22 protein-coding genes, 1 tRNA gene and 1 pseudogene are annotated in these 24274 nt (G+C 64.0%); 12 read left to right on the top strand and 12 right to left on the bottom strand.

Features of this window, described 5'->3' with window-relative positions; all coding sequences use genetic code 11:
• Positions 1-23: 23 nt before the first annotated feature.
• Positions 24-326 carry a putative quinol monooxygenase gene (locus AC0L2X_RS17475; protein ID WP_352491699.1) on the top strand — a complete coding sequence of 101 codons (303 nt, stop codon included), beginning with the start codon at positions 24-26 and terminating at the stop codon, positions 324-326.
• Between the two features lie 111 nt (positions 327-437).
• On the opposite strand, the pseudogene AC0L2X_RS17470 reads toward AC0L2X_RS17475, so the two are convergent.
• Positions 438-587 (bottom strand): annotated as a pseudogene (locus tag AC0L2X_RS17470) (GMP synthase (glutamine-hydrolyzing)); the annotation flags it as partial.
• Between the two features lie 70 nt (positions 588-657).
• Positions 658-732: transfer RNA gene (locus tag AC0L2X_RS17465), tRNA-Gly, on the bottom strand.
• A gap of 230 nt (positions 733-962) precedes the next feature.
• Here AC0L2X_RS17465 and AC0L2X_RS17460 point away from each other — a divergent pair.
• From AC0L2X_RS17460 to AC0L2X_RS17445, 4 genes are all read left to right on the top strand, one after another.
• Positions 963-1460, top strand: a complete 498-nt coding sequence (locus tag AC0L2X_RS17460; protein ID WP_473600063.1) for a prolyl-tRNA synthetase associated domain-containing protein — start codon at positions 963-965, stop codon at positions 1458-1460.
• 85 nt (positions 1461-1545) lie between these two features.
• On the top strand, positions 1546-2538 hold the full coding sequence (gene trxA / locus AC0L2X_RS17455; RefSeq protein ID WP_473600062.1) for a thioredoxin: 993 nt from the start codon (positions 1546-1548) through the stop codon (positions 2536-2538).
• Between the two features lie 163 nt (positions 2539-2701).
• Positions 2702-3373 (top strand): LON peptidase substrate-binding domain-containing protein, encoded by a 672-nt coding sequence (locus AC0L2X_RS17450; protein WP_473553808.1) that lies wholly within the window; start codon positions 2702-2704, stop codon positions 3371-3373.
• 204 nt (positions 3374-3577) lie between these two features.
• On the top strand, positions 3578-3817 hold the full coding sequence (locus AC0L2X_RS17445; RefSeq protein ID WP_352491696.1) for a Trm112 family protein: 240 nt from the start codon (positions 3578-3580) through the stop codon (positions 3815-3817).
• Positions 3818-3907: 90 nt separating this feature from the next.
• Here the strand turns inward: AC0L2X_RS17445 and AC0L2X_RS17440 are convergent, their stop codons facing one another.
• The 3 genes from AC0L2X_RS17440 to AC0L2X_RS17430 are packed head-to-tail and all read right to left on the bottom strand — an operon-like array spanning position 3908 to position 9721.
• Positions 3908-7216: an error-prone DNA polymerase gene (locus tag AC0L2X_RS17440; RefSeq protein ID WP_473600061.1), complete on the bottom strand. Its 3309-nt coding sequence runs from the start codon at positions 7214-7216 to the stop codon at positions 3908-3910.
• Positions 7213-8691: a DUF6504 family protein gene (locus AC0L2X_RS17435; RefSeq protein WP_473600060.1), complete on the bottom strand. Its 1479-nt coding sequence runs from the start codon at positions 8689-8691 to the stop codon at positions 7213-7215. The genes AC0L2X_RS17440 and AC0L2X_RS17435 overlap by 4 nt, the downstream gene beginning before the upstream one ends.
• Positions 8624-9721 carry an ImuA family protein gene (locus tag AC0L2X_RS17430; protein WP_352566675.1) on the bottom strand — a complete coding sequence of 366 codons (1098 nt, stop codon included), beginning with the start codon at positions 9719-9721 and terminating at the stop codon, positions 8624-8626. The genes AC0L2X_RS17435 and AC0L2X_RS17430 overlap by 68 nt, the downstream gene beginning before the upstream one ends.
• A 183-nt stretch (positions 9722-9904) precedes the next feature.
• On the opposite strand from AC0L2X_RS17430, the gene AC0L2X_RS17425 reads away from it, so the two are divergent.
• On the top strand, positions 9905-10327 hold the full coding sequence (locus AC0L2X_RS17425; protein WP_023721935.1) for a metallopeptidase family protein: 423 nt from the start codon (positions 9905-9907) through the stop codon (positions 10325-10327).
• 164 nt (positions 10328-10491) lie between these two features.
• On the opposite strand, the gene AC0L2X_RS17420 is transcribed toward AC0L2X_RS17425, so the two are convergent.
• Positions 10492-10698 (bottom strand): DUF1737 domain-containing protein, encoded by a 207-nt coding sequence (locus AC0L2X_RS17420; protein WP_352491692.1) that lies wholly within the window; start codon positions 10696-10698, stop codon positions 10492-10494.
• 28 nt (positions 10699-10726) lie between these two features.
• Entirely contained in the window at positions 10727-11608 is an 882-nt protein-coding gene (locus tag AC0L2X_RS17415; protein WP_473553800.1) for an HpcH/HpaI aldolase/citrate lyase family protein, read from the bottom strand.
• A gap of 278 nt (positions 11609-11886) precedes the next feature.
• On the opposite strand from AC0L2X_RS17415, the gene AC0L2X_RS17410 reads away from it, so the two are divergent.
• Genes AC0L2X_RS17410 through AC0L2X_RS17395 form a run of 4 tightly spaced genes read left to right on the top strand, consistent with a single transcriptional unit; the run spans position 11887 to position 16899 of the window.
• Positions 11887-13431: a DUF4153 domain-containing protein gene (locus tag AC0L2X_RS17410; protein WP_473600058.1), complete on the top strand. Its 1545-nt coding sequence runs from the start codon at positions 11887-11889 to the stop codon at positions 13429-13431.
• 4 nt (positions 13432-13435) lie between these two features.
• Positions 13436-14128, top strand: coding sequence for a response regulator (locus AC0L2X_RS17405; RefSeq protein ID WP_473553796.1), 693 nt, complete (start codon positions 13436-13438; stop codon positions 14126-14128).
• Complete coding sequence (locus AC0L2X_RS17400; RefSeq protein ID WP_473553794.1) at positions 14116-15702, top strand: ATP-binding protein; 1587 nt, start codon at positions 14116-14118, stop codon at positions 15700-15702. Before AC0L2X_RS17405 ends, AC0L2X_RS17400 begins: the two co-directional genes overlap by 13 nt.
• Before the next feature lie 30 nt (positions 15703-15732).
• Positions 15733-16899 (top strand): NAD(P)/FAD-dependent oxidoreductase, encoded by a 1167-nt coding sequence (locus AC0L2X_RS17395; RefSeq protein WP_473600057.1) that lies wholly within the window; start codon positions 15733-15735, stop codon positions 16897-16899.
• On the opposite strand, the gene AC0L2X_RS17390 is transcribed toward AC0L2X_RS17395, so the two are convergent.
• The 4 genes from AC0L2X_RS17390 to AC0L2X_RS17375 form a co-directional block, all read right to left on the bottom strand.
• Complete coding sequence (locus AC0L2X_RS17390) at positions 16877-17419, bottom strand: SRPBCC family protein (protein ID WP_473600056.1); 543 nt, start codon at positions 17417-17419, stop codon at positions 16877-16879. The genes AC0L2X_RS17395 and AC0L2X_RS17390 overlap by 23 nt on opposite strands.
• Before the next feature lie 35 nt (positions 17420-17454).
• Positions 17455-17901 carry an SRPBCC family protein gene (locus AC0L2X_RS17385; protein ID WP_473553789.1) on the bottom strand — a complete coding sequence of 149 codons (447 nt, stop codon included), beginning with the start codon at positions 17899-17901 and terminating at the stop codon, positions 17455-17457.
• On the bottom strand, positions 17901-18212 hold the full coding sequence (locus AC0L2X_RS17380) for an ArsR/SmtB family transcription factor (protein WP_352491684.1): 312 nt from the start codon (positions 18210-18212) through the stop codon (positions 17901-17903). The genes AC0L2X_RS17385 and AC0L2X_RS17380 overlap by 1 nt, the downstream gene beginning before the upstream one ends.
• Before the next feature lie 92 nt (positions 18213-18304).
• The gene (locus tag AC0L2X_RS17375; protein WP_473553787.1) at positions 18305-18730 is read right to left on the bottom strand and encodes a GNAT family N-acetyltransferase; all 426 of its coding nucleotides are present in this window, start codon (positions 18728-18730) and stop codon (positions 18305-18307) included.
• A 168-nt stretch (positions 18731-18898) separates the two neighbouring features.
• Here AC0L2X_RS17375 and leuD point away from each other — a divergent pair, with 168 nt between their 5' ends.
• Together leuD and AC0L2X_RS17365 are read left to right on the top strand one after the other, a co-directional pair.
• Positions 18899-19504 (top strand): 3-isopropylmalate dehydratase small subunit, encoded by a 606-nt coding sequence (gene leuD, locus AC0L2X_RS17370; RefSeq protein ID WP_292663076.1) that lies wholly within the window; start codon positions 18899-18901, stop codon positions 19502-19504.
• 60 nt (positions 19505-19564) lie between these two features.
• Positions 19565-20494, top strand: a complete 930-nt coding sequence (locus AC0L2X_RS17365; RefSeq protein WP_473553785.1) for a hypothetical protein — start codon at positions 19565-19567, stop codon at positions 20492-20494.
• A 152-nt stretch (positions 20495-20646) separates the two neighbouring features.
• Here the strand turns inward: AC0L2X_RS17365 and AC0L2X_RS17360 are convergent, their stop codons facing one another.
• The gene (locus AC0L2X_RS17360; protein ID WP_473600055.1) at positions 20647-24156 is read right to left on the bottom strand and encodes a tetratricopeptide repeat protein; all 3510 of its coding nucleotides are present in this window, start codon (positions 24154-24156) and stop codon (positions 20647-20649) included.
• Positions 24157-24274: the final 118 nt, after the last annotated feature.

Below are 24274 nucleotides of genomic sequence, written 5' to 3'. Positions count from 1 at the left end.
GGGAAGGCTCAGGGGAAAAAACGATGCTTATCGTGACCGGATATGTCCACGTCGAACCATCCGCGGTGGCCGAGTTCGTCACCGATATCGAGGCGCTTGCGCACACTGCCAAGCAGCGTGACGGGGGCCTGTTCTACGCTGTTGTCGTGGATGATCGTGCCGCCGGGCGTCTGCTCGTCGCAGAGCGGTGGAGAGATCAAGCATCCCTCTCTGCTCATCTTCATGCGCCCGAAACTCTGACATTCATGGAGCGGTGGCGGGACCGGATGAGAGGCGACCTCCGCAAATACGACGCGGCGAACGAACGGACGCTCTTCGATGAATAACGGCGTTATCTTATGTTCTATACGCCCCGCCGGGAGTGAGATTCGGACTGGAACGGCAACTGCGCGGCAGCGAAAATCGCTGCGGAGACACCCTACTGCCGCCGTTTCCCTTCACTCCCACTCGATGGTGCCTGGCGGTTTGCACGTCACGTCGTAGACGACGCTGTTGATGCCGCGCACCTCGTTGATACCTTGGTGGCGCTGGCCGGGCGGGTCGAACGTGCCCCCTACTCCGTCAATGCTCCCGCTTGCCACCGCCCCACCGCCAAGGCACATAAGCAAAAGGCGCCCCGAAAGGCGCCTCTTAATCACTTGATTTCCGATAGAAAACTGGAGCGGGTGAAGCGATTCGAACGCTCGACCCCAACCTTGGCAAGGTTGTGCTCTACCCCTGAGCTACACCCGCTCGCGCGGCTTTTTGGGCCGCAAGCCGCGCCTATATGGCTGAAGAGCGCGGCGATTGCAACAGGGAATTCGCAGGCTTTTTGCTTCGCCGGCAATGCGGACAAGCCCTCCCGCGAGACCTCGCAAGGCAATCACCCCCGCCTTGCGCGACGGGCTTGTCTTGGCCGCATCATTGGCCGTAAACGGCGTTAGCCGAACAAGCCGTTGAAGCGGGCCATCAGAAGAAGACCGATGCCGAAGACCGAAGCCGAACTTTTCGCCTTTCTCTCAGGACTCGGGATCGAGGTATCGACCCGGCGCCATCCGCCGCTGTTCACGGTCGCCGATTCGCAGGCGCTGCGCGGCGAGATTGCCGGTGGCCACACCAAGAACCTGTTCCTCAAGGACAAGAAGGACAATTTCTTCCTGGTCAGCGTCGACGAGGAGGCGGTGGTCGATCTCAAGCAGATCCACCATCTGATCGGCGCTGCCGGCCGCGTGTCCTTCGGCCGGCCGGAGATGCTGATGGAGCTTCTCGGCGTCGTCCCGGGCGCGGTCACGGTGTTCGGGCTGATCAACGACACCGAGCGAAGGGTCAAGGTCGTTTTGGACGAGGAGTTGATGAGCCATGCGGTGGTCAATGCCCATCCGCTGACGAACGAAGCGACGACTTCCATCGCTGCCGTGGACCTGGTCAAATTCGTCGAGGCAACCGGACATGATGCTGTTATCTTGAAAGTCTCGGCATGATCGCCACATGGGTGACTGAAACCGGGTTCTAAAGAAGGATGTTGCGCCCTCCCGTTGGCCGGCGGCGCGACCGAAAGGCGACGAGATGAGCGATAGCAACCCCTTTGGCGGCCCGTTTGGCAGCAATGGCGGCCAGTATGCCACCACCGTGCAATATGGCGGCACCGATGCCGCGCGTGAGAAGGTCGCGCTTGCGGAGGCGCCGGCCGACGTCATCAAGGACACAACGACCGCTGGATTTGCCGCCGACGTCATCCAGGAATCGCGTCGCCAGACGGTGCTGGTCGATTTCTGGGCGCCGTGGTGCGGCCCCTGCAAGCAATTGACGCCGCTGCTGGAGAAGGCGGTGAATGCCGCCGGCGGCAAGGTCAAGCTGGTCAAGATGAACATCGACGACCATCCGTCGATCGCCGGCCAGCTTGGCATCCAGTCGATACCGGCGGTCATTGCCTTCAAGGACGGCCAGCCGGTCGACGGCTTCATGGGCGCCATTCCCGAGAGCCAGATCACGCAATTCATCCAGAAGGTCGGCGGCAAGAACGGTGGCGCGCCGCAAGTGGCCGAAGCGCTGGCCGCGGCTGCCGAGGCGCGCGACGCCGGGGATGTGCAGACAGCGGCCGACATTTACGATGCGATCCTGGAACAGGCGCCGGAGACGATCGAGGCGATCGCCGGCTTGGGCGATCTGCTGTTCGAGGCCGGCGATGCCGAAGGTGCCGAGGCGGTGCTGGCGCGGGCGCCGGAAGCGAAGAAGGATGCGCCCCAGCTCGCCGCGCTGCGGGCCAAAATGGCGCTCGCCGCGCAAGCCGCGGAACTGGGCAATCCGGCAGAACTGGAACGGCGGCTGGCCGAAAATCCCGGGGATCACCAGGCACGGTTCGAGCTTGCCATGATCCAGAACGCCAAGGGTGATCGCATGGCGGCGGCCGACAATCTGCTGGCGATCATCAAGGCCGACCGCTCGTGGAACGACGACGGCGCCAGAACCCAGTTGCTGCAGCTCTTCGAGGCATGGGGCATGACCGACGAAGCAACGCTGTCGGCACGGCGCAAATTGTCGTCGCTGCTGTTTTCCTGAGCCGGCGCAGACTGTTTTGTCGCGCGGGCTTGCGGTGGGCGGCAGCTGCGCCAGATTAGGTTTTCGGACGGCGTTCGATTTCAGATTTCCGGTGTTGCGCCTTGTGCCGGCCGGGAGGAGACGGATTTGGTGCGCTTCCTGACAAAGCGATCGGAGGATTGAGGTGCAGGCGGGAAACGCGCATTACCGACTCGCTGCGGACTTACCATCGACCATGCCGATCTTTCCGCTCGAGGGCGCATTGCTGCTGCCTGGAGGCCGCATGCCGCTCAACATCTTCGAGCCGCGCTATCTGCAGATGGTCGACGAAGCGATCGCCGGGCCGCGGCTGATCGGCATGATCCAGCCCAGCCTCGACGGTGCGCTGCGTCCCGACGGCGAGCCGGAGCTGTGCAGTGTCGGCTGTGCCGGGCGCATCATTGCGCTGTCCGAGAGCGGCGACGGCCGTTACCTGATTTCGCTGCAGGGCGTGTGCCGGTTCCGCATTGTCCAGGAGCTCACGGTCAAAACGCCGTTCCGCCAGTGCCGGTTGGCACCTTTTCTCGCCGATCTCGACGAAGAGCAGGCAGACGCCGAGATCGACCGGCCGGCGCTGCTCAAAGCGTTTCGCGCCTATCTGCAGGCCAACGATCTGGAGGCCGACTGGGAAAGCGTCAGCCGCGCCGAAAACGCCATGCTGGTCAACGCGCTGTCGATGATGGCGCCCTACGGGCCGGCCGAGAAGCAGGCGCTGCTCGAAGCGGCCGATCTGAAGACACGCGCCGAAACGCTGATCGCCATCACCGAAATGGCGCTGGCGCGAGACAATGAGGATTTCGGTTCGAGTTTGCAGTAGGCTCTTGCCTTCTCCCCTTGTGGGAGAAGGTGGATCGGCGCGCAGCGCCGAGACGGTTGAGGGGTGCTGGACGGAGTGCCGTCGGTGCCAGGCAGGAACACCCCTCATCCGACCGAGCTACGCTCGGCCACCTTCTCCCACAAGGGGAGAAGGGGAGGCCGCGCTCGAAACCTGAAGCAGTTCCCTTGTGGAAGGATGGATCGAATGGCGGATGGACGTGACGGGAACAGGACTGTCGATCCCAAGCTGCTGGAACTGCTGGCCTGTCCGCTGACCAAGGGGCCGCTTGCCTGGGATCCGGAGCGCGGCGAGCTTATCTCGCGGGTGGCAAAGCTTGCCTATCCGGTGCGGGACGGCATTCCGATCATGCTGCCATCGGAGGCGCGCGTCATCGCCATAGACGATGCAATGCCACCGCCGCCGCGCCTGGGTGGAACGGGATAAGGCCGGTCTGTAGCGATCTTTCGCACCCCCCTCTGTCCCGCCGGCATCAAAGTTCAGCACCGCAGCAGCGCTCTGACGAAGACAGCGGGCCTATTGAAAATTGCGTCCCTTGGGCATGACCTTCTCCGCCTTTCCCAATAGTTCCGTTTGCGCGATGCTGCCCGGCCGAACCTCGTCTGCACGGCTCGAAGGCTCATCCGCAGGTCCTGCCTCTTCCAGCAGCACCGACAGCCACGGCGTCAGATCCTCGACCTTCTCGGCGACGATATGGATGACGTCCGATTCCGATTGCAGCTTGCCGGTGACGCGGATGAGACGCGCGCCCATGACGATGGGGCGGAAGCGGTCAAAAGTCCTTTCCCAGAAAATGATGTTGGCGACCGCATTCTCGTCCTCCAGCGTCAGGAAAATCGCCTTGCCATTGCCCGGCCGCTGCCGCACCAGCACGAGGCCGGCGACCGAAACGCGCCGGCCGTCCCGCACCTGGCCGAGCCGCGCATTGGGCGTGACGCCGGAACGATCCAGCCTTTGACGCAGGAAGGCGACCGGGTGCGCCTTCAGCGACAGGCCAAGCGAGCGGTAATCGTGGACGACGTGCTCGCCGAGCGGCATTGTCGGGAGCCTGGTCTCTGGCTCGAGATCGCGCAAGCGGATCGCCGGCTGATCGAACAGCGGCAGCTTTTCGGCGGCACTCTTGCCGTCGAGTGCGCGGACCGCCCATAGAGCGTCGCGACGGTTCAATCCAAGCGAGCGGAAAGCATCGGCCTGTGCCAGTTTCTCGATCTCGTCGACGTTGAGGCCCGAGCGCAGCCAGACGTCGCGCACGGATGCATAGCCGGCGCCGCGCCTCGACACAAACGCTTCCATGCGCTCCTTCGACAGGCCCTTGACCTGGCGAAAGCCAAGCCGGACGGCATGGTTGGTCCGGACGACGCCGCGCATCTGGGCATGGCGGTCAAGGATACGACCCGGATCGAAAGGCGATTGCTCCAAGGCGCAATCCCAGCCGGAAAAATTGACGTCGACCTCGCGGATCTCGACACCGTGGTCATGCGCGTCGCGGACAAGCTGGGCCGGCTGGTAAAAACCCATCGGCTGGGAATTCAGGATCGCGGCGCAGAACACGTCGGGATAGAAGGTCTTGAACCAGCAGGAGGCATAGACCAGCAGGGCGAAGGAGGCGGCGTGGCTTTCGGGAAAGCCGTATTCGCCAAAACCCTCGATCTGCTTGAAGCAGCGCTCGGCGAAGTCTTTTTCGTAGCCCTTGGCGACCATGCCGTCGACCATTCTCTTGCGGTAATTGCCGATCGTGCCGGTGCGCTTGAATGTCGCCATGGCGCGGCGCAGTTCATCGGCCTCGCCCGGCCTGAAGCCACCGGCGACGATGGCGATCTTCATCGCCTGCTCCTGGAACAACGGCACGCCCAGCGTCCTGCCGAGTATTTTTTCCAGTTCCGGCTTGGGATATTCGGGTTTTTCCTTGCCTTGCCGCCGGCGCAGATAGGGGTGGACCATGTCGCCCTGGATGGGGCCGGGCCGCACGATTGCCACCTCGATGACGAGGTCGTAGAAGCTTTTCGGCCGCAGCCGCGGCAGCATCGACATCTGCGCGCGCGATTCGATCTGGAAGACGCCGATCGTATCGGCGCGGCAGATCATGTCGTAGACATGTTTGTCCTCGGCCGGCAGAGTGGCCAACACATAAGGCCGGCCGTACGCGTCCCGCGCTTCCGGATAATGCTCCCGGAGCAGGGTGAAGGCGCGTTGCAGGCAGGTCAGCATGCCGAGCGCCAGTACGTCCACTTTAAGGATTTTCACCGCGTCTAGATCATCCTTGTCCCACTCGACCATCTTGCGCTCGTCCATCGCCGTCTTGACGATGGGTACGATCTCGTCGAGCCGGTCCCTGGTGATGACGAAACCGCCGACATGCTGCGACAAATGACGGGGAAAGCCCATGATCTCGTTGGCGCATTCGATCACATGCCTTGTCGATGGATCGGTCTGATCGAGGCCGCCGGCCTTTGTCTCCTTTTCACCGAGCTCCGAGGTCGACCAGCCCCAGATCGAACTGGACAGCGCGCCCCGGACGTCGTCCGACAGGCCCATCGCCTTGGCCACTTCGCGCATCGCCGAGCGGCCCCGGTAGCTGACGACGGCGGCGGCCAGCGCGGTGCGCTTGGTGCTGTATTTGGAATAGATATACTGGATGACCTCCTCGCGCTTTTCATGCTCGAAATCGACGTCGATGTCGGGCGGTTCGTTTCTTTCCTCGGAAATGAAGCGCTCGAAAAGCGTGTCGATCTTGTCCGGGCCCACTTCGGTGATGCCGATGCAGAAGCAGACGATCGAGTTGGCGGCGGAGCCGCGCCCCTGGCAGAGAATGTTCTGGCTGCGAGCGAATTTGACGATGTCGTGGACAGTCAGGAAATAGCGCGCGTAGTTCAGGCGCTCGATCAGGGCGAGCTCCTCCTCGATGCGCTGCGTCACAAAAGCCGGCACGCCCGAGGGGTAGCGGATGGCGGCACCCTCCTTGGCCAGCCTTTCCAGCTCGGCCTGCGGCCCGAGGCCCGATTCCGTCGGCTCGTCGGGATAGTTGTATTGCAGGTCACTGAGCGAGAAGGTCAGCTCGCCGGCAAAACGCAGCGTTTCCGCCAGCGCTTGCGGATGTCTGCGGAAAAGCCGTGCCATCTCCACCGGCGGCTTTAAGTGACGTTCGGCATTGGCCGCCAGCTCCAGCCCCACCTCGGCGACAGGCACATTGAGGCGAATCGCCGTCAGCACGTCCTGCAGCGGGCGCCGTTCCGACGTATGGTAGAGCACATCGTTGGTCGCCATCAGCGGGATGCCGGCCAGCTCCGCCATCACCGCCGCCTGCTCGATACGGAAGCGGTCGTTGCCGCGGTAATCCGGCGAAACCGCCAGCCGCAGGTTTTCACCGAAGCGATCCCGGAGCCGGCTAATCAAAGCGAGGCTATCGCTCGCCCCCGCCGATAGATCCGGCAGGATGGCCAGCGACAGGAGATCGCCCCATTCGAGAAGATCGCTCTGTTTGAGGAGCGTCGCCCCTTTTTCGTTTTCGTCACGCAGATTGGCCTGCGTCAGCATGCGGCAGAGATGACCCCAGCCCTTGCGGTCTTGCGGATAAGCGAGGATGTCCGGCGTGCCGTCGCAAAAAACCAGGCGGCAGCCGGGATGATAGGAAACACTCTCCACCTTGGCCTGCTGCCAGGCGCGCACCACGCCCGCCACCGTGTTGCGGTCGGCGAGACCGATCGCCGAAAACCTCAGGAATTTTGCCGCCACCACCAGCTCCTCCGGTTTCGAGGCGCCGCGCAGGAACGAGAAGTTCGACTGGATGCCGAATTCGGCATAAGGGATGGCCGTCAGCGCATTCATGCGAAGATCCCATGCATGAACCAGCGCGGCGAGGGCTGCGAGGCGCCGTAAAGGCCCTGGCGATAGAGCCAGTAACGGCGGCCGTCGGCATCCTCGATGCGGAAATAATCCCGGGTTGGGGCATCTTCTCGTCCCGCCGCCCCTCGCCACCATTCAGGCGCGATGCGCTCCGGCCCTTCGGCGCGCGCGACCCGATAGAGCGCGCGCCGCCAGCGGAAGTTCAAAGGCGGGCCTTCCGGCATTTCAGTGGCCGGCACCTCGATCGGCTCGGGCGAACGGAAAAGCCGGATCGGTCGTTCCGGCTGGAAGACGGTCGAAGGAGCGTCCTTCGCCTTGTCGGGCTGCTTCGGCGGCGAGCTTCTCTGCGGCGCCTCCGTGAAGGGAAGGGTGGCGACGGCGCGCTCCGGCAAATGGCTCTCGACGGCGACCGGCTTCAAGACCGCGCCTTCGCCGAGCCGGGCGCGAATGCGGTCGGCAAAAAGCGCGATATCGGCACCGTCGTCGTTCGTCTCGCCGGCAAGGTCGGCCTGCTGCATGTCGAAGGCGGCGACAGTCAGCACCGAAAGGCGCACGAGATCGAAGCCATAGCCGGCGTCGATATCCTGTTCGAGCGCGGCAAGCCTTTCGTGGAACAATTTCTGGATCAGCCGCGGCTCGCGCAGAGGCCGCGAGGTGCCGACGGCGATGCGGCTGACGCCGCCATCGACGCGGAAAAGCAGCAGCGCCAGCCGCCTTGCGCCCTCGCCGCGACGCTCGAGGTCGCTCTTCAAGGTGGTCGCCAGCATGCCGGTCAGCCGCTCGATGTCCTCGGTCAGCATGATCGGCTCGGCAAGGTGACGCTCGACCGAAAGCGGTGCCACCGGCAGGCGCGGCGACACGGCCTCCTCAAGGCGGCCGAGCGCCTGGTCGAGGCGCAAGAGCAGCGATGCGCCGAAGCGGCGGGCCAGCGGCGCGCGCGGTGCTGCCATGACGGCGCCCGCCGTGCGCAGGCCGACGCTTTCGAGGCTGGCGCGGACCTCCGGGCCGATGCGCAGCGCCGCCAGCGGCAAGGGCGCGAGAAGCGCTTCCTCCTCGCCATCGGGAACGATGCGGTCGCCGGCAAACCGCGCCGCCGCCCAGGCAGCACCAGGCGTGGCGGCAAGCCCGGCGCGGACATCGAAGCCCTGATGGAAAAAACGCGACAGGATATCGTCCAGCATCGAGCGTTCGCCGCCGAAAAGATGGGTGCAGCCGGTGACGTCGAGATAGAGGCCGTCGGTCCCGTCGAGCGCCACCAGCGGGGTATAGCGGTCGCACCAGTCGGCGAGGCCTTCGAGCAGGCGCCGGTCGGCCTCCGGATCGGCCTCCACGATGTCGATCGAGGGATGCATGGCGCGCGCATCGGCTATGCCCATGCCGCGCTTCAGATTAAGCGCCTCGCCCCGCTCGTCGAGGGCGGCGATGCGCTGGGTGTTCCCTTGGCGATGGCTGATCACGAGCGGTGGGTGAGATGGCGGCAGGTGATCCGACGGCCGGGAACGCCAGGACCGCCCCAGACGCTGCCGCAGGATCCTCTCGGCGGCGAGATGCGGAAACCACAGGGACAGGACTCTTTGGCCGTTCTGGGGTCCATTCCTGAGACCTTCTTTCCTCGCCCCGTCTTTCTTCGAATATGCGTTCATCGGGGTTCCACTCCAGTGTGAATTTTCCGGGCAAGGCCGTGCGGCTCTTGCCGATGGTGACGGTGAAGGCGGGCCGGCCGATCGAGCCGGCGAGCGGGCCGGCGAGCGTCTCGCGCGCTGCCGCCGGTGCCGGCGACAGGACGAGGCGGACCGGTGCTGCCGTCGGCTCGGGCTCGCCGGCCTGGCGCAGCAGGAACAGCGGCCGGCCGGCACTCTGCGCCCGGGCGTGCAGCCGCCGCGTCGCGGTGAGGTCCAGCCGCTGCGGGCTGCCGCGGATTTCGAGGATGACAGCGGCCAGCGCCGTCATCCTGGCAGCCTCCTCGGCGACCCACAGCGCATCGGGTAGCCTTGGCGCCTCGGAAAACAGCAATTGCTCCGGCTCGATGCCGAAGAAGGCGTGAAGCCCCCGGGCATAGGGAAAGCCGGCCTCGCGGAAAACCTCGGATGTGCCGATCCACAGCACCGGCAGTCGCGGCCCCTGACTGAGGATCAGGCTGACGAGCGACAAGGCAAAACCGGCGACGGCCCCGGCATCGCGGGTCGCGGCGCCATGAAACTCGCTCAGCGCCGCCTTCGGCAGGCCGCCGCTCAGCGCAGCATCGAGGCGCTCGGCGCCGGTGCGCAAAAACGCATCGGGCGGCGCCACGGCGAGGCCGCGGCGGACAATGGTCAGATTCCGAGCGGGTGCCGGATGCCGAGAGGGTGCCGGACTCTGACGAGGGACATCCGCGTCAAACGACGAACCGGCCGGCGCCTCCAGGCGTTCGGGCAAGGTCCCTTCGATCTTCGCGATCTGGCGGCGCAGGGCAAAAACAGTCTCCCGCGCCACGGCGCTTGTCGCCATGACGGTCAGCTTCCACTCACAATTGTTCCTGTTATGTTCCTATAGATTCCAGAGGCCGCCCGAAGAGTCAAGCGGAGTCATGGAGAATTTATTCCTGTAGTTGGGGCATGACACGGGCGCTCCAGTCCGATCATTTGCCGAGTCCGGCCTGAAAGCCTATATGCCGGGATCAAAGGACAAAGCATGGCTCGCATCTACCAAACACGCATCTGGCACGACCAGCTTTCGCCAACGATGGAGGAAATCGAGCTCCTGGCGCTGGAGGCCTATGCCCATCTGCCCGAGGAGTTTCGCAAGCTGACCGGCGAGATCGTCATTCAGATCGCCGAATTCCCGACCGACGAGATCATGGACGACCTTTCGCTGGAAACGCCCTTCGACCTGCTCGGCCTGTTCGAGGGGCGCGGCATCGCCGAGCGCTGGAATCCGCAGACCGGCGAGGGGCCGAACCGCATCACGCTCTATCGCCGCGCCATCCTCGACTACTGGGCCGAGAACGAGGAAACGCTGGGCGACATCGTCACCCATGTGCTGATCCACGAGATCGGCCACCATTTCGGCCTGTCGGACGACGATATGGAGAAGATCGAAGAGGCAGCGGAGTAGGATGTGCTGATATTCAGGTGATGCCGGCCTGCGAACGGCGGTTTCCTGCGCTTCCGGTGCTCACGTACCCAAAAGTACGCTCCGCTCCGGTTCTCGGAATCCACCATTCTCGGCGCGGCCTGACCTGAATCTCAACACACCCTGCTTCGGCGCTTTTGCAAAGCCTACCAGTCGCTGAGCTTGGTGTCGGGGCCGTATTCCTGGCCCTCGATGTCCTTCACCACCGCCTGGGCGCAGCGCATGGTCTTGGCCTCCTTGTCATAGGCATAGGTCGGCGAGCCGAACAGGTGCCAGCCCTTGTTGAGCGCCGCCGTCACCTTGTGGCAGAAGCTGGCGTCGTCCGGGCCGGACAGAAAGCGGTAGAGTTTCATTCTTCAATCCTGTCGTCAGTTGCGATAATCATGCGCGAACAGCGGCGGCCTTCGCCAGCAGTTTTTCGGCCTGCGCCAGATGCAGCCGCTCGACCATCTTGCCGTTCAGCGCAACTACCGCCCTACCGGTATTTTCGGCGAGCGCGAAGGCTTCCTTGATCGTGCGCGCCTCGGCCAATGCTTCAGGCGACGGTGCAAAGGCGCGGTTCGCGGCCTCGATCTGGGCTGGATGGATCAGCGACTTGCCGTCAAAACCCATGGCGGCCGCTTCCGTGCACTCGCGCGCAAAGCCGTCCATATCGCTAAAATCATTGAAGACGCCATCGAGCAGGTCAAGGCCGCCGGCACGCGCCGCGAGCACCATCTGCATCAGCCATGGCACGAGATAGCGCCGGTCGGGCGTGGCGAGAATGCCTGTGTCCTTGACCAGATCATTCGTTCCGGTAACGAAACAAACCAGTCGAGAGGCCGGATCGCGGCCGAGCTCAGCGATCGGCCCGATGTTGAGCAGCGCCTTGGGCGTCTCGAGCATCGCCCACAGCTTGACCTCGTCCGGGATAAAATTGTCGTCGAGCACGTCGCCGGCCTCGAGGATGTCGCGGGGCGTATCGACCTTGGGCAGCAAGATGGCGTCGGGTGTGCATTTTGCCGCGGCCAGCAGGTCGGCGCCGCCCCACTCGCTCGACAGCGCGTTGATGCGTACGACCATCTCGCAGCGCCGATCGGAACGGCCGGCGAAAACCGCCGCCAGCTTTTCGCGCGCGGAAGGCTTGTCGACCGGGGCGACGGCGTCCTCGAGATCGATGACGACGGCATCGCAGGCCAGCGACGGGATTTTTGCCAGCGCCTTGTCGTTCGAGGCCGGGACGTAAAGCACCGAGCGGCGCGGGCGATAGCTTTCGGTGGTCATCTCCGATCTATGCCGCCTGCAGCCGGCCGAGGCAAGCCGTGCACAAAAACTGCACGCAATTTCGGAAAATCTCCTCGTCTCCGCCCCGCTTGCCACCCGACAGAATGCGACAAGGGCGGCATGCAAGAAAAAACGAACTCCCGTTGGTCCCTGCCGTACCGGCTTCGCCGCGAAAGCTGGTGGCTCGTCGATCCGGCCCAGACTTTGGCAACCCTCCTCCCTTTCGTCCGCAAATCCCTGCCCACCGGCCGCATCAAAGCCACCGAGAAAGCCCGATCATGACAGTGTTCCTCTCGGCGGCGCCGAGCTATTGCAGCCGCTTCGGCATTGCAGTCCTGCTCGTCGCGCTGGCTGATTTCTTTTTCTATGGCCAACCGGCGGGCATCACACTTTTCCTGTTCGGCGTTGCGATTGCCGCGGGGAGCATGGCTCTCCATCCTCTCGGCGTCTTCAACGATGGCAGGTTCTGGTTCAAGCCGGTTGCGCTGCTTGTGGCGCTGCTGCCGCTTGTGGAAAATGTCAGCGCACTGTCCGTCTCGATCGCGCTGGCGGCGACGGCCATCTTCGCGCTTTCACTGGCCGGACGGTTGCGGCGCGGCCTTGCCCGCGTCGCCGGCCAACTCTCGCTGTTCCTGCTGGCAACGCCATTTCGGCTCGTCCTGGATTTCCTCCGCTGGCGCACGGCGGCGCGGCGGCTTGGCCGGCGGCGCGTGCGCCTTGCGGCGATCGCCGTCTGGGTCATGCCGCTGAGCCTCGGCGCGGTGTTCCTCGCCCTGTTCGGCGCCGCCAATCCGGTCATCGAATACTGGTTCTCGCTGATCGACCTGATGGCACTGCTCAACCTCATCCAGCTGCCACGTCTCGCCTTCTGGCTGTTCGTGCTTGCCGGCGTCTGGGCCTTTCTGCGGCCGCGGCTGCCGCGCTTGTTCCGCCGCCGCAAAGTGTCGCCAGCCAGCGCACCGGCGACGCCGGCCACCAGGACCACCATCGAAGACATCGTCTTCGGCAAGGCCGCCATTCTCCGCGCGCTTGTTGTCTTCAACATCCTGTTCGCGGTGCAGAGCGCACTCGACGCCACCTATCTGTGGGGCGGTATCGCGCTTCCCGACGGGCTGACCTATGCCGCCTACGCGCATCGCGGCGCCTACCCGCTGATCGTCACGGCGCTGCTGGCCGCCGGCTTCGTGCTGGCGGCGCTGAGGCCGGGAAGTGCGACCTCCGGCGATCCGCTCATACGCCGGCTGGTTTATGTGTGGGTGGCGCAGAACATCCTCCTGGTGATCTCGTCGATCCTGCGGCTCGATCGCTATATCGGCATCTATGCGCTGACCTATTGGCGTGTCGCCGCCTTCGTCTGGATGGGGCTGGTGGCGGCGGGCCTTGTCCTGATCATCGCCCGCATCGCGCGCGAAAAGTCCAACGAATGGCTGCTTTCCGCCAATCTTCTGACGCTATCGGCGACGCTCTATGCCTGCTCGTTCATCAACTTTGCCGCGCTGATCGCCAACTACAATGTCGACCATTGCCTCGAAATGACCGGCCAAGGCACCCAGCTCGACGTCTGGTACCTGCGCTCGCTCGGCCCCGGCGCCTTGCCGGCCCTCGATCGCTCCGTCCAGCACAAGAGCAGGACGGTTTCTGCGGAGGATGCCTCCATCCGCGAACTCGCAGGCTGGTATGCACAGGACGAAGCACGCTTCCGCGCCGGCCAGGAAAACTGGCGCGCGTGGAGCTTTCGCAATTGGCGGATCAATCGCACCCTCGACAGGCGTGGCGCATTCGTGGTTCCTCCGATGTCCGAACCCTTCATGCCGGGCCGCTGATTTGATGCCGCACCACATACTGGTCGCCGACGACGATCCGCACATTCGCGAAATCATCTGCTTCGCACTGGAAAAGGCCGGCATGAAAACGCTGGCGGTGCCGGACGGCGCGGCTGCCTTGCAGGCGATCGAACGCCGTGCGCCCGATCTCGTCGTGCTCGATATCGGCATGCCGGAAATGGACGGACTGGAAGTGTGCCGGCGGCTGCGCCACACATCCGACGTGCCGGTGCTGTTCCTGTCCGCGCGGGATGAAGAGATCGACCGCATCCTGGGGCTGGAGATGGGCGGCGACGACTATGTCACCAAGCCGTTCAGCCCGCGCGAGCTGGTCGTCCGCGTCAACGTCATCCTGCGGCGCGCCCGGCCCGCGCCGGAACCAGATGACGACCGGCAATTCTCGCATGGCAGACTGTTGCTGGTTCCGGCAAGCCATACAGGCAGCTTCGACGGCAAGCCGCTGGCGCTGACCTCGATCGAATTCGCGATCCTGAAAGGATTTCTGGCGCGGCCGGCGCATGTGCTCGGCCGTGACTTGGTGATGGCCAACGCCTATGCCGCCAACATCCATGTCGCAGACCGCACCGTCGACAGCCATATCCGCAACATCCGCGCCAAGCTGGCGGCAGTCGGCTGCCTCGATGCAATCGAGACCGTGCACGGCGTCGGCTTCCGGCTGGGTAAATGCGGGAGTTGAGCGCCCAAAAATGGGTTGGCAACAAATGGCGGCCTCGGCTCGCCACGGTCGTCATTGCCATCCTGATCATGGTGATGGCACTGCCGCTGGCCGGCCTGTTCTTCTTCCGGCTCTACGAGAACCAGCTGATCCGCCAGACCGAGGCCGAGCTGATCGCACAAGGCGCCGCCCTTGCCGCGATCTATGCGCAAGAGGTCCGTGAGGCCGGCCTTGCCCCGGAAAAGCTCGGCACACCCATGCCTCCACTCATCACAAGGGATCGGGCTTCTCCCTACCAGCCAATCGAACCGCGCCTCGATCTTGCATCCGACAGGATCCTGCCGACCCGGCCCGCAGCCATCGCGGCCAGCGTCGATCCTGCCTTCGCGGCAATCGGCGCACGGCTGTCGGGCATTCTTGTCGAGACGCAAAAGACTACGCTTGCCGGCTTCCGGCTGCTCGACCCCAGAGGCGTGATCATCGCCGGCCGTGAGGAAGCCGGCCTGTCGCTCGTCGCCGTCGAAGAAGTTCGCGCAGCACTTGCCGGCCGCTACGCCAGCGCGCTCAGGCTGCGGGTTCCCGACCAGCCGTCGCCGCCGCTCTATTCGGTCAGCCGCGGCACCAAGGTTCGCGTCTTCGTCGCCATGCCGGTTGCCGTCTCCGGCAAGGTCGCCGGCGTCGTCTACCTGTCGCGGACGCCGAACAACATCGTCAAGCATCTCTATGGCGAGCGCGGCAAGGTGGCGCTGGCGGCAATCGCCATCCTCGGCGGCGCACTGCTGATCGGGCTGGTCTTCCTGCGCACCGTCAGCAGGCCGATTTATGCGCTGATGGAACGCACGAAACGCATCGCCGCCGGCGACCGCGAGGCGATCAGGCCGCTCGATCACCACGGCACGCGCGAAATGGCTGCGCTCTCCGCTGCTTTCCTCGACATGGCCGAAAAGCTGCACGCTCGCTCCGACGGCATCCAGACCTTTGCCACCCACGTCTCGCACGAGCTCAAATCGCCGCTGACGGCGATCCAGGGGGCCGCCGAACTGCTGCGCGATTCGGGCGGCGCGATGGACGAGGTCGAGCGGCGGCGGTTTTCGGACAATATCGTCACCGATGCCGGCCGGCTCAACCTGCTGGTGCGACGCCTGCTCGACCTGGCGCGCGCCGAAAATCTCGAGCCGAGCGGCGAAAACACGTCGCTTTGTGCGGCACTGGCGCTGCTGCCGGGCGACGACAGGCTGGCGGTACGCCTCGAGGCGGGCGCCGATATCGGCCTGCGCATGTCGGCTGAAAACGCCGCGATCGTGCTGGCCAATCTCATCGACAATTCGGCGCGGCACGGCGCGACGCTGGTTTCGGTCACGGCAGCAAGCGCGGACGGCAAGGCCACCATTGTGGTGGACGATGACGGCGCCGGCATTTCGCCCAGCAACCGAGGCCGCATCTTCGAGCCGTTCTTCACCACGCGCCGCGATTCCGGTGGCACCGGCATGGGCCTCGGCATCGTGCTGGCCCTCCTGAAAGCGCATGATGGCACGATCCGGCTGGTTGACTCGGCGAGCGGCACGCGCTTCGAGATCATCCTGCCGGCGGCGTGACTCGGCGGTTCAGATCGGAAGGGCGAAAAGGTGCACAACGACATCGTCATCATCGGCGGAGCTATCGTCGGCTCCTCGGTTGCCTATTATCTGCGCGAGGAAGGGTTTTCGGGCTCGATCGCGCTTGTCGAGCGCGACCCGCAATTTTCCCGCGCCGCGACCACGCTGTCCTGCGCTTCGATCCGCCAGCAGTTCTCGATCCCGGAAAACATCCGGCTGTCGCAGTTCACGCTGAAACTGTTCCGGCGGTTGAAGGAAGAGTTCGGCGCGGACGCCGATATCGGCTTTCGCGAAGGCGGCTATCTCATCCTTGCCGGCGAGAACGGGCTGCCGATCCTGCGGGCCAACCACGAGGCGCAGATGGCCGAGGGCGCCGACATCGTGCTCGAGGATGCCGAGGCGCTCGTCCGCCGCTTTCCGTGGCTGTCGGTCGAGGGCATTTCCGCCGGCGCCTATGGCCGCAGCGGCGAAGGCTGGTTCGACGCGCATGCGATGCTGATGCTGTTCCGCAAGGCACTGCGGACGAAGAACATCGATTTCATCACGGCGTCGGTGACGGGTATCGAGCGGCTAGGCGGCCGGGTCAGTGGTGTATTTCTGGACAATGGCGAGCGGCTCGAGGCCGGCACCGTCGTCAACGCCGCCGGGCCGAATGCCGGCAAGGTGGCAGCAATGGCCGGGCTGGTGCTGCCGGTAGAGCCGCGCAAGCGCAATATCTTCGTCGTCGAGGCGCGCGAGAAATATGACGACATGCCGCTGCTGGTCGACCCGAGCGGCATCTATGTCCGGCCGGAGGGCTCGGTCTACATCACCGGCGGCGCCGAGCCGGAAGAGGGCGAAGGAGCAGCTGATCCCGCCGACTTCGACCCCGACTGGCCGCTGTTCGAAGAGGTGATCTGGCCGGTGCTGGCGACCCGCATTCCAGCCTTCGAGGCGATCAAGCCGACGCGCGCCTGGGTCGGCCATTACGACTACAACACGCTCGACCAGAACGCGGTGATCGGCCCGCATCCCGAGGTCGGTAATTTCCTCTTCGCCAACGGTTTTTCCGGCCACGGCCTGCAGCAGGCGCCGGCGGTCGGCAAAGCGCTTGCCGAACTGATCGTGCATGGCGGCTATCGCACGGTGGATTGCTCCGCGTTTGGGTACAGCCGGGTCGCTGAAGGGCGGGCGTTCAGGGAACTGAATGTAATTTGACGCTGGCGCGAAGCGATGCGACCGTTGGATCAGCCGCCACCAAGCCGCCTGCACCAAGATACGCCTGAAGCCAGCCCAGCACCCTACCCCAACCTTCCGCATGCTCGGTTGCGGCGTCAGCGAGGCCGGCAAAGCCGCCATGACAGATGGTGACGCGCGTGCCGCCGGCGATCGGCTCCAGCAGCCAGGCGACTTTGGTTTCGCGGCGGCCAAGCGTCGGATGGTCCCAGTCGTATCTCCGCGTCTGCACGATCCGGCGCGGCTCCTCGATCTCCAGGAATTCGCCACTGGCGGGCAGGTGTCTGCCGGCCGCCGTCTCGACGGTGACGCTCCAGCGGCCGCCGACGCGGAGGTCGGCCGCCCATCCGGCCATCCGGTAGGTCTTGGCGGACCCCCACCAGCGCTCGACCTCGCGTGTAACGAGCGCGTCAAAGATCCGCTCGGGCGGCGCGCAAACATCGGCGCTCGCCATAACGGTCTCACCATTGGTCATGCTGTGCACCGCGGAACCGTGCATCATCTGTCCTCCAGAAACGTTTCGCTGTCGAAACGACCTCAAGCCTTCGACGCCGGGCGCGACAGCCCTTTGCCGGTTTCCAGCAGACTCTTCAGGCTGGACAGGATGAGCGGCCAGCCGTTCGCCACATGGCCGAGCAGCTTGTGCGGCCCGTCGGCTTCGTGTGTGACGGCGAGCTTCATCATCTCGCCCTCCTGCTCGAGGGCGAAGGTGCAGCGTGTGTAGCCGTCCGCCTTGACCTCGGGCATGAACTCGTTGCGCCATTTGAGCACGATGCGCTTGGGTGGATCGATCTCGAGGACCTCGCCGCTGTCGGTGACGCGGCCGTCGGTGTAAACCATCTTCCACGCCGAACCTTGTTTCCAGTCGCTTAGCATCTGGGCGCCGAGGAAATATTGCCGCTGGAACTCCGGCTCGGTCAGTGCTTGCCAGAGTTTTTCGGGCGAAGTGCGGATGTAGGTGACATAAACGAAAATGTTGCTCATCAGTCTTCCCTTTCGAGACGTTTCTTCAAATCGCTGAGGGCGCCCAGTCGCCCCCGCTCGAATTTGCCGATCCAGCGTTCGGCGATCTCGTTGATGGGAACGGGATTCAGATAATGTTGCTTCTCGCGTCCCTTGCGGATGGTGGTGACGAGGTTTGCTTCTTCCAGGATCGCCAGATGCTTGGTCACCGCCTGGCGCGTCATGTCCATCTCACCGCACAGCGCGTTCAGCGTCTGTCCGTTCCTGGCATGAAGGCTGTCCAGCAATCGCCGGCGTGTCGGGTCGGCCAAGGCCCGAAAGACATCATCCATGCTCATGACTCTAATATGCAACCATTTGGTTGCATGTCAAGAGGCAGAACCCTAGCCAAGGATGCCCAGGTTGAGGTTGCTGGAAGTGGATTTCAGCGCTTGCGGCCGAACCAGAATGCGTTGGGCATCCGCTCCATGCCGATACGCTCATAGAAGCCGACCGCGTCGGGCATGGAGATCAGGCTGATGGCGACGGACGGCCCGAGTTGCCGGCGTGCTTCATCCATCAGGCCCTTGCCGATACCCAGCCCTTGCGCCGATTTGCAAACGGCGAGCTCGGAAACGTAACAGACCCACGAGAAATCGGTGACACCGCGGGCAACACCGACCAGCGGCTTGCCTTCTGTGTCGAGACGCGCGGTGAGCACCAAATTGGCCGCTGACAGCATCGCCTTCAATCGGGTGTCGTCATCGACGGGGCGGTTGGCGCCGAGGCCGGATTCCACCAGCACGCGGCGGAACTCGGCGGTGCCGAGGCCCGGTTCGCTGGCGTAGAGGACCTTGGATCGCGTTGTCATGTCGATAAAAGTGCACCATGGGCCGGTGATTTTGAAGCTGTTTTGTACCGATCTTGTGTTTTCGATCGACGACGGAAGTCCAAAAACAGCCGTCTTTTATTTGCCCGCGGCATTGTGTAAACCGGGCGCCAGCAATTCCCCGCAATGAGAAGAAGACGGGCAAGAACCATGGAAAAATTCACCAAGCTCACCGGTGTCGCCGCGCCGATGCCGATCGTCAATGTCGACACCGACATGATCATCCCCAAGGATTATCTCAAGACGATCAAGCGCACCGGGCTCGGCACCGGCTTGTTCGCCGAAATGCGCTACAAGGACGACGGTTCGGAAAACCCGGACTTCGTGCTCAACAAGCCAGCCTACCGCAAGGCGCAGATCCTGGTCGCCGGCGACAATTTCGGCTGCGGTTCGAGCCGGGAACACGCGCCGTGGGCGCTGCTCGATTTCGGCATCCGCTGCGTCATCTCGACCTCGTTCGCCGACATTTTCTACAACAACTGCTTCAAGAACGGCATCTTGCCGATCACCGTCAGCCCGGAAGACCTGGAGAAGCTGATGGACGACGCCTCGCGCGGTTCCAACGCGACGCTGTCGGTCGATCTCGAGGCCAAGGAAATCCGCGGGCCGGACGGCGGCGTGGTCAAGTTCGATCTCGACGAGTTCAAGCGCCACTGCCTCTTGAACGGCCTCGACGATATCGGCCTGACCATGGAGAAGGCCGGCGCCATCGCTTCGTTCGAGAAGAAGAACGCCGAGCTGCGGCCCTGGGCCTGAGCGGTACGATGACCCGGCCGCGACAGGCCGGGTTCGTGGAGGCTGAACGGAGGGACAGTCATGACACGTTCGCTTCTTGCCGGCGCCTGCGCGCTGGCGTGGATTCTGATGACGATGGCTGGCGCGCATGCACAGACCGACACGGTGCTCGTGCCGGCTGACGATGCGCCCGGCACGGCCGCCGACCAGGGCGCGTTGAGCAATGCGGCCCTAGCCGACAATGACAAACAGGCGCCGATCCCGTTCGAGGGCGGCCAGCTGACCATCACCCAGGAGGAAGAGTACGGGGAACGGGTGCTCGCCTTCGACGGCAAGGAACTGGCGCGCAATTACGACGTCTTCTTCGACAAGATCGTCGAGGTCGGCGGCGTCAAGGTGGCACTGGTCGATGTCGGCGACGGCGGCAACCAGTGCGGCCCGGCCAAGGTGATCGTGTGGAAGCCGGAAGGCGGCACGATCCAGACGGTCACGGTCGAGCAGGACGAATGCGGCGCGCCGCCGGCCGCGATCTCCGACAGCGCCATCTATTTCGTGCCCTATCTGCTGCCGGGTGATTCCAAGCCGGCGCTGCAATGGTCGCCGACGGACGGACTGACGACGTCCGGTAATCTGACCTATATGCCGGAGCCGGGCACCGACTGGAAGGACGTCGATCCGTCGAAATACGACAACATCATCGACGCCTTCCACAATGGGGCGGTCTACAAACTAGCCGAGACGCTGCTCGGCAAGGACATGCCCGACATGGCGACCAGCCTGCTGGTCGGCGGCGGTACTGAGAAGACCGCTTCGGGCGCCTTCTTTGCCAGCGGCTGCGTGCCGCACGATTGCGGCGGCAATGACGGCTTCATGGCGGTCGACCCGGTCAACCATAAGCTCTATTTCGCCAGGCGCGGCGACAAACCGGAGCCGGACACATGGCCGGCGGTTGCTACATGGCCGGCCGATGTGAAGGAAGCGCTGGACAAGGCGCTGGGGTCGGCGAACTAGCCTGGCGACTGAGCCATGTCGTGACTTCGGCCCAATTCACTGGCACGGCTGCAGGAAAAAGCAGTTTGTCGGGATCCTTTCCATCGCCTCCGTCCTGCCGGCCTCGGCCCTTCGCTGCCGCTCCGGGCGTTCGTCGTTCGAAAAGCCAAGCCTCACTTCGCTCCGAGGCGCAATGCCTTCTTGCGGTCGGCCTCGGCACGCTTGTGGTTGCCCTTGGCGTCCCACGCGCGGCTTCGCACTTTATAGGCGGTGGCGAAATCCGGCTTGAGTTTTATCGTCTGGCTTAAATCGGCGATGGCCCCGTCATAGTCCGCCTTGCTGATCCGTATGACGCCCCGGCCCAGATAGGCAAAGAGATTTTTGCGGTCGAGACTGAGCGCCCTTTCGAAATCGCGCAGTGCCGCGGCGTCCTCATGTCTGCCCATCCATATGAGACCCCGATCGGCATAGACCCTTGCGTCCTTGGTATTGAGGGTGATGGCCTTGTCGTAATCCGCAAGCGCCCCGTCGTAATCTCCCTGGGAACCGCGGTTCTGGCCGCGGTCATAGTAGGTCTCGGCAAAATTCGGGTTGAGCGCGATCGCCTGGCTGTAATCAGCCACGGCATGAGCGTAATCGCCCTTGGCCTCCCATGACATGGCGCGGGCCAGATAGGCATCGTGGAATGCCGGAAAGAACGCAATCGCCTTGTCGTAAAGGGCTATGGCGCCGTCATAGTCGTCCTTTCCATACAGCGCTCGACCCTTGTTGAACGTCTGCGCGGCCAGCGAAGTCCAACCCGGCCTGGTCGCTTGCTCGCCAGCCCGGCCAGCGGCCTTGCCTGACATCTTCGATGCGTTCGCTTCGTCTCTTGCCACTATCGCCAACTTGCGGCCCTTGCGGGCGGGGGCCATCTTTGGATCGAACTTCAGCGCCTGGTCGAAGTCGGCAATCGCCTGGTCGAAGTCGCCCTTGGTGAACCAGACGCTGCCACGCGCAAAATAAGCCGGCGCATATTGCGGTTTGAATGCGAGCACGCGACTATAGTCGGCGATGGCGCGATCCAGTTCGTTCTTGTTGGTCCACGCGACGGCGCGGCCGATATAAGCGTCTAGATAGCTGGGATAGAGTTCGATCACCTTGCCGAAGTCGTTGATGGCTGCGTCGTACATGCCCTTCTCGACAAGCGACGTGCCGCGGCCGACATAGGCCGAGGCTTTTCTCGGATCGAGCGCAATCGCCTTGCTGTATTCGGCTATGGCGCGATCATATTTGCCTTTGTCGTAGAAGGCATCGCCCCGATCGATGAAAGCCTTGAGGTTCTTCGAGCCTACGGCGTTCGGCGCGCCACCAATTTTTGCCAGCGCAGCCATCGTCGCCTTGCGGGCGACCGCATAGTCTGGATTGCCAGGGTCGAGCTTTATGGCCTGGTCGAAGTCGGCGATGGCGCCGTCATAGTCCTTCTGGTCGGCCCGCGCCATACCGCGCGCGTAATAGCTGGCGTGATCCTTCGCGTCGATCCCGATTGCCACCGAATAGGCGGCGATCGCGCGCCCTGCGTCGCCCTTGGCGTGCCACGCCATGCCCCGGCAATAGTGAGCGTCGCGCGCCTTCGGCTCGAGCGTTGCGGCGCGGTCGCAATCGGCGAGAGCGCCGTCGGCGTCGTCGGTAGTCACCTTGGCGAGACCGCGGCGGAAATAGGCCGCGGCGAAATCGGGAGCGAGCTGGATGACCTTGTCGTAATCGGCAATCCCTCTGCTGTAGTCGCGTTTGGCGGTCCAGGCCCTGCCGCGGCCGAAATAGCCGAAGCGGTTGTTGGGATCGAGCGCGATCACCTGATCATATGCGCCGATCGCCTCGTCGTATTTGCCCATGTCCAGGAAGGCATCACCGCCAAGCACCGCTTCCAGCGCGCGCGGGTCCTTCGCCTCCAAGGCCTTTGCCGCCAGCGTGTCGTCCGTGGCCATGATATCCGGAGCTTGAGGCTTCGCCTCCTGACTGTCCGGCTGCGGGGTCGGTCCGCGTTCACCGTCGGCAACCTGTCCGCCGCAGGCTCCGGCCCGCTTCGGATCGAGTTCGGTGGCGCGCCGGCAATCCGCTGCGGCCCCGGCCTCGTCGCCGTTCAATGCCCTGGCGCGGCTGCGGACGAGATAGGCGTCGGCGTTGTCCGGGTCGAGGCTGATGGCCTTTGCCAGATCGAGAAGCGCGCCGCTGCTGATATATTCTGCAAGTCGCGCCTCGGCGCGCTCGATCAGGACTTTTGCAGCCGCGGGGTCTCTTATCTTCCCGACGGCCGACCGGGCTGGTTCGCCCGGCGCATGTTCGATGCAGGAGCCCGCCCGCTTCGGGTCGAGGTCGACGGCGCGCCTGCAGTCGGTGGCGGCAAGGGCGTCGTTGCCTTGCGACGCCTCGGCAAGCGCCCGGTCGTAAAACGCTTCGGCGTTGTAGGGGTCGAGCTGGATCGCAAAGCTGAACGCATCGATTGCGCCGGCGACATCCCCTTGGAGCTGTTGCTCTAGCCCCCATTTCAGATTCCAGGCAACGAGTTCGGAATGATCCTCCTTCTTGGGGTAGAGTTGCAGCGGCTCGTATGCGGGAGGTGCGGCTGGCTTGGCCGCTGGTGGCGCGGCCGGCGCGTCGGCGGCTGCGCCTGCATCATAAGCCTGGCTGGCCACGGGGTCGGCTGCTTGCGCGGTTTTCGGAATTGCCCTGCGCTTGTCGAGTTGAACGCTTAGCCTTTCCTTGCGGTAATCGGCGTTGGTCGGATCGAGCGCGATTGCCTTGTCCAGATCGGCGATTGCCTTGTCCGGATCGCTGGCCTTCCAGACAAGGGCCCGGATAAAGTACGACTTTGGATCGGCCGGCATCAAAGAGATGGCTTTGTCGAGATCGGCAAATGCCTCCTTTGAATTGCCGATCCGGGCCATCATCATGCCGCGTACTCGGTAGGCCTGGGCGTCGGCCGGGTCGCGGCGGACGACTTCATCCAGATCTGCAAGAGCGCGCGCATAGTCTTTCTTTGAGCCCCAGCTCTTGGCGCGGTTGAAGTAGAAATTGGAGTTTGCCGGATCCAGCCGGATCGCCTCGTCGAACGCGGCAATGGCGCGGGTATGGTCGCCCTTGTTCTGCCATTCCACTCCATTCGCATTTTGGGCGGAAACGGCGCTTGAGCCGGTTGCGCCGCCACTGCCGTCGTCCGGTTCGCCCAAAGCCTCGATGATCAGGCGCGCGCAATCGCGCCCCTTGTCTACATCGACCCCGGCAATATGCTTGCAGTCGGCTTCGGCGCGCCTGCGCTCGCCCTTGGCGATCCATGACAGGGCGCGGTCATGGTAAGGCGTGACAGGGTCCGTTCGCACGCTCTGTGCCTTGTCATAATTGGCCTGGGCCCGCGCCGCGTCGCCCTTGTCTTTCCAGGCAATGCCGCGCACGCCATAGGCCATCTCGTTGGCAGGGTCGATGTCGATCGCCTTGTCGCAATCGGCAATGGCGCGATCGTGCTCGCCTTTCTTGCCGAGCGCCCCGGCGCGATCGACGTAGAGGCTGGCATCGTCCGGCGTGAGCGTGATCGCGCGCGTATAGTCCGCAACGGCTCGATCGAAGTCTCCCTTGTCTTCCCAGGCAGTGGCGCGATTGGTAAAAGCGCGCGTGTAAGTCGGATCGAGCACGACGACGTCGGTCATATCGGCGATGACGTGGTCGATATCGTTCTTCCGGGTGTAGGCTAGTTTCCGTCCACAAACACGTGTATTTCGCAGCGTTTACAGAGGTTTATGCTAGGCTGGGTCGCCTTAGCGACGG

Source organism: Mesorhizobium sp. WSM4828, from assembly GCF_055811175.1.
This window is presented reverse-complemented; position numbering and strand designations above follow the sequence as displayed.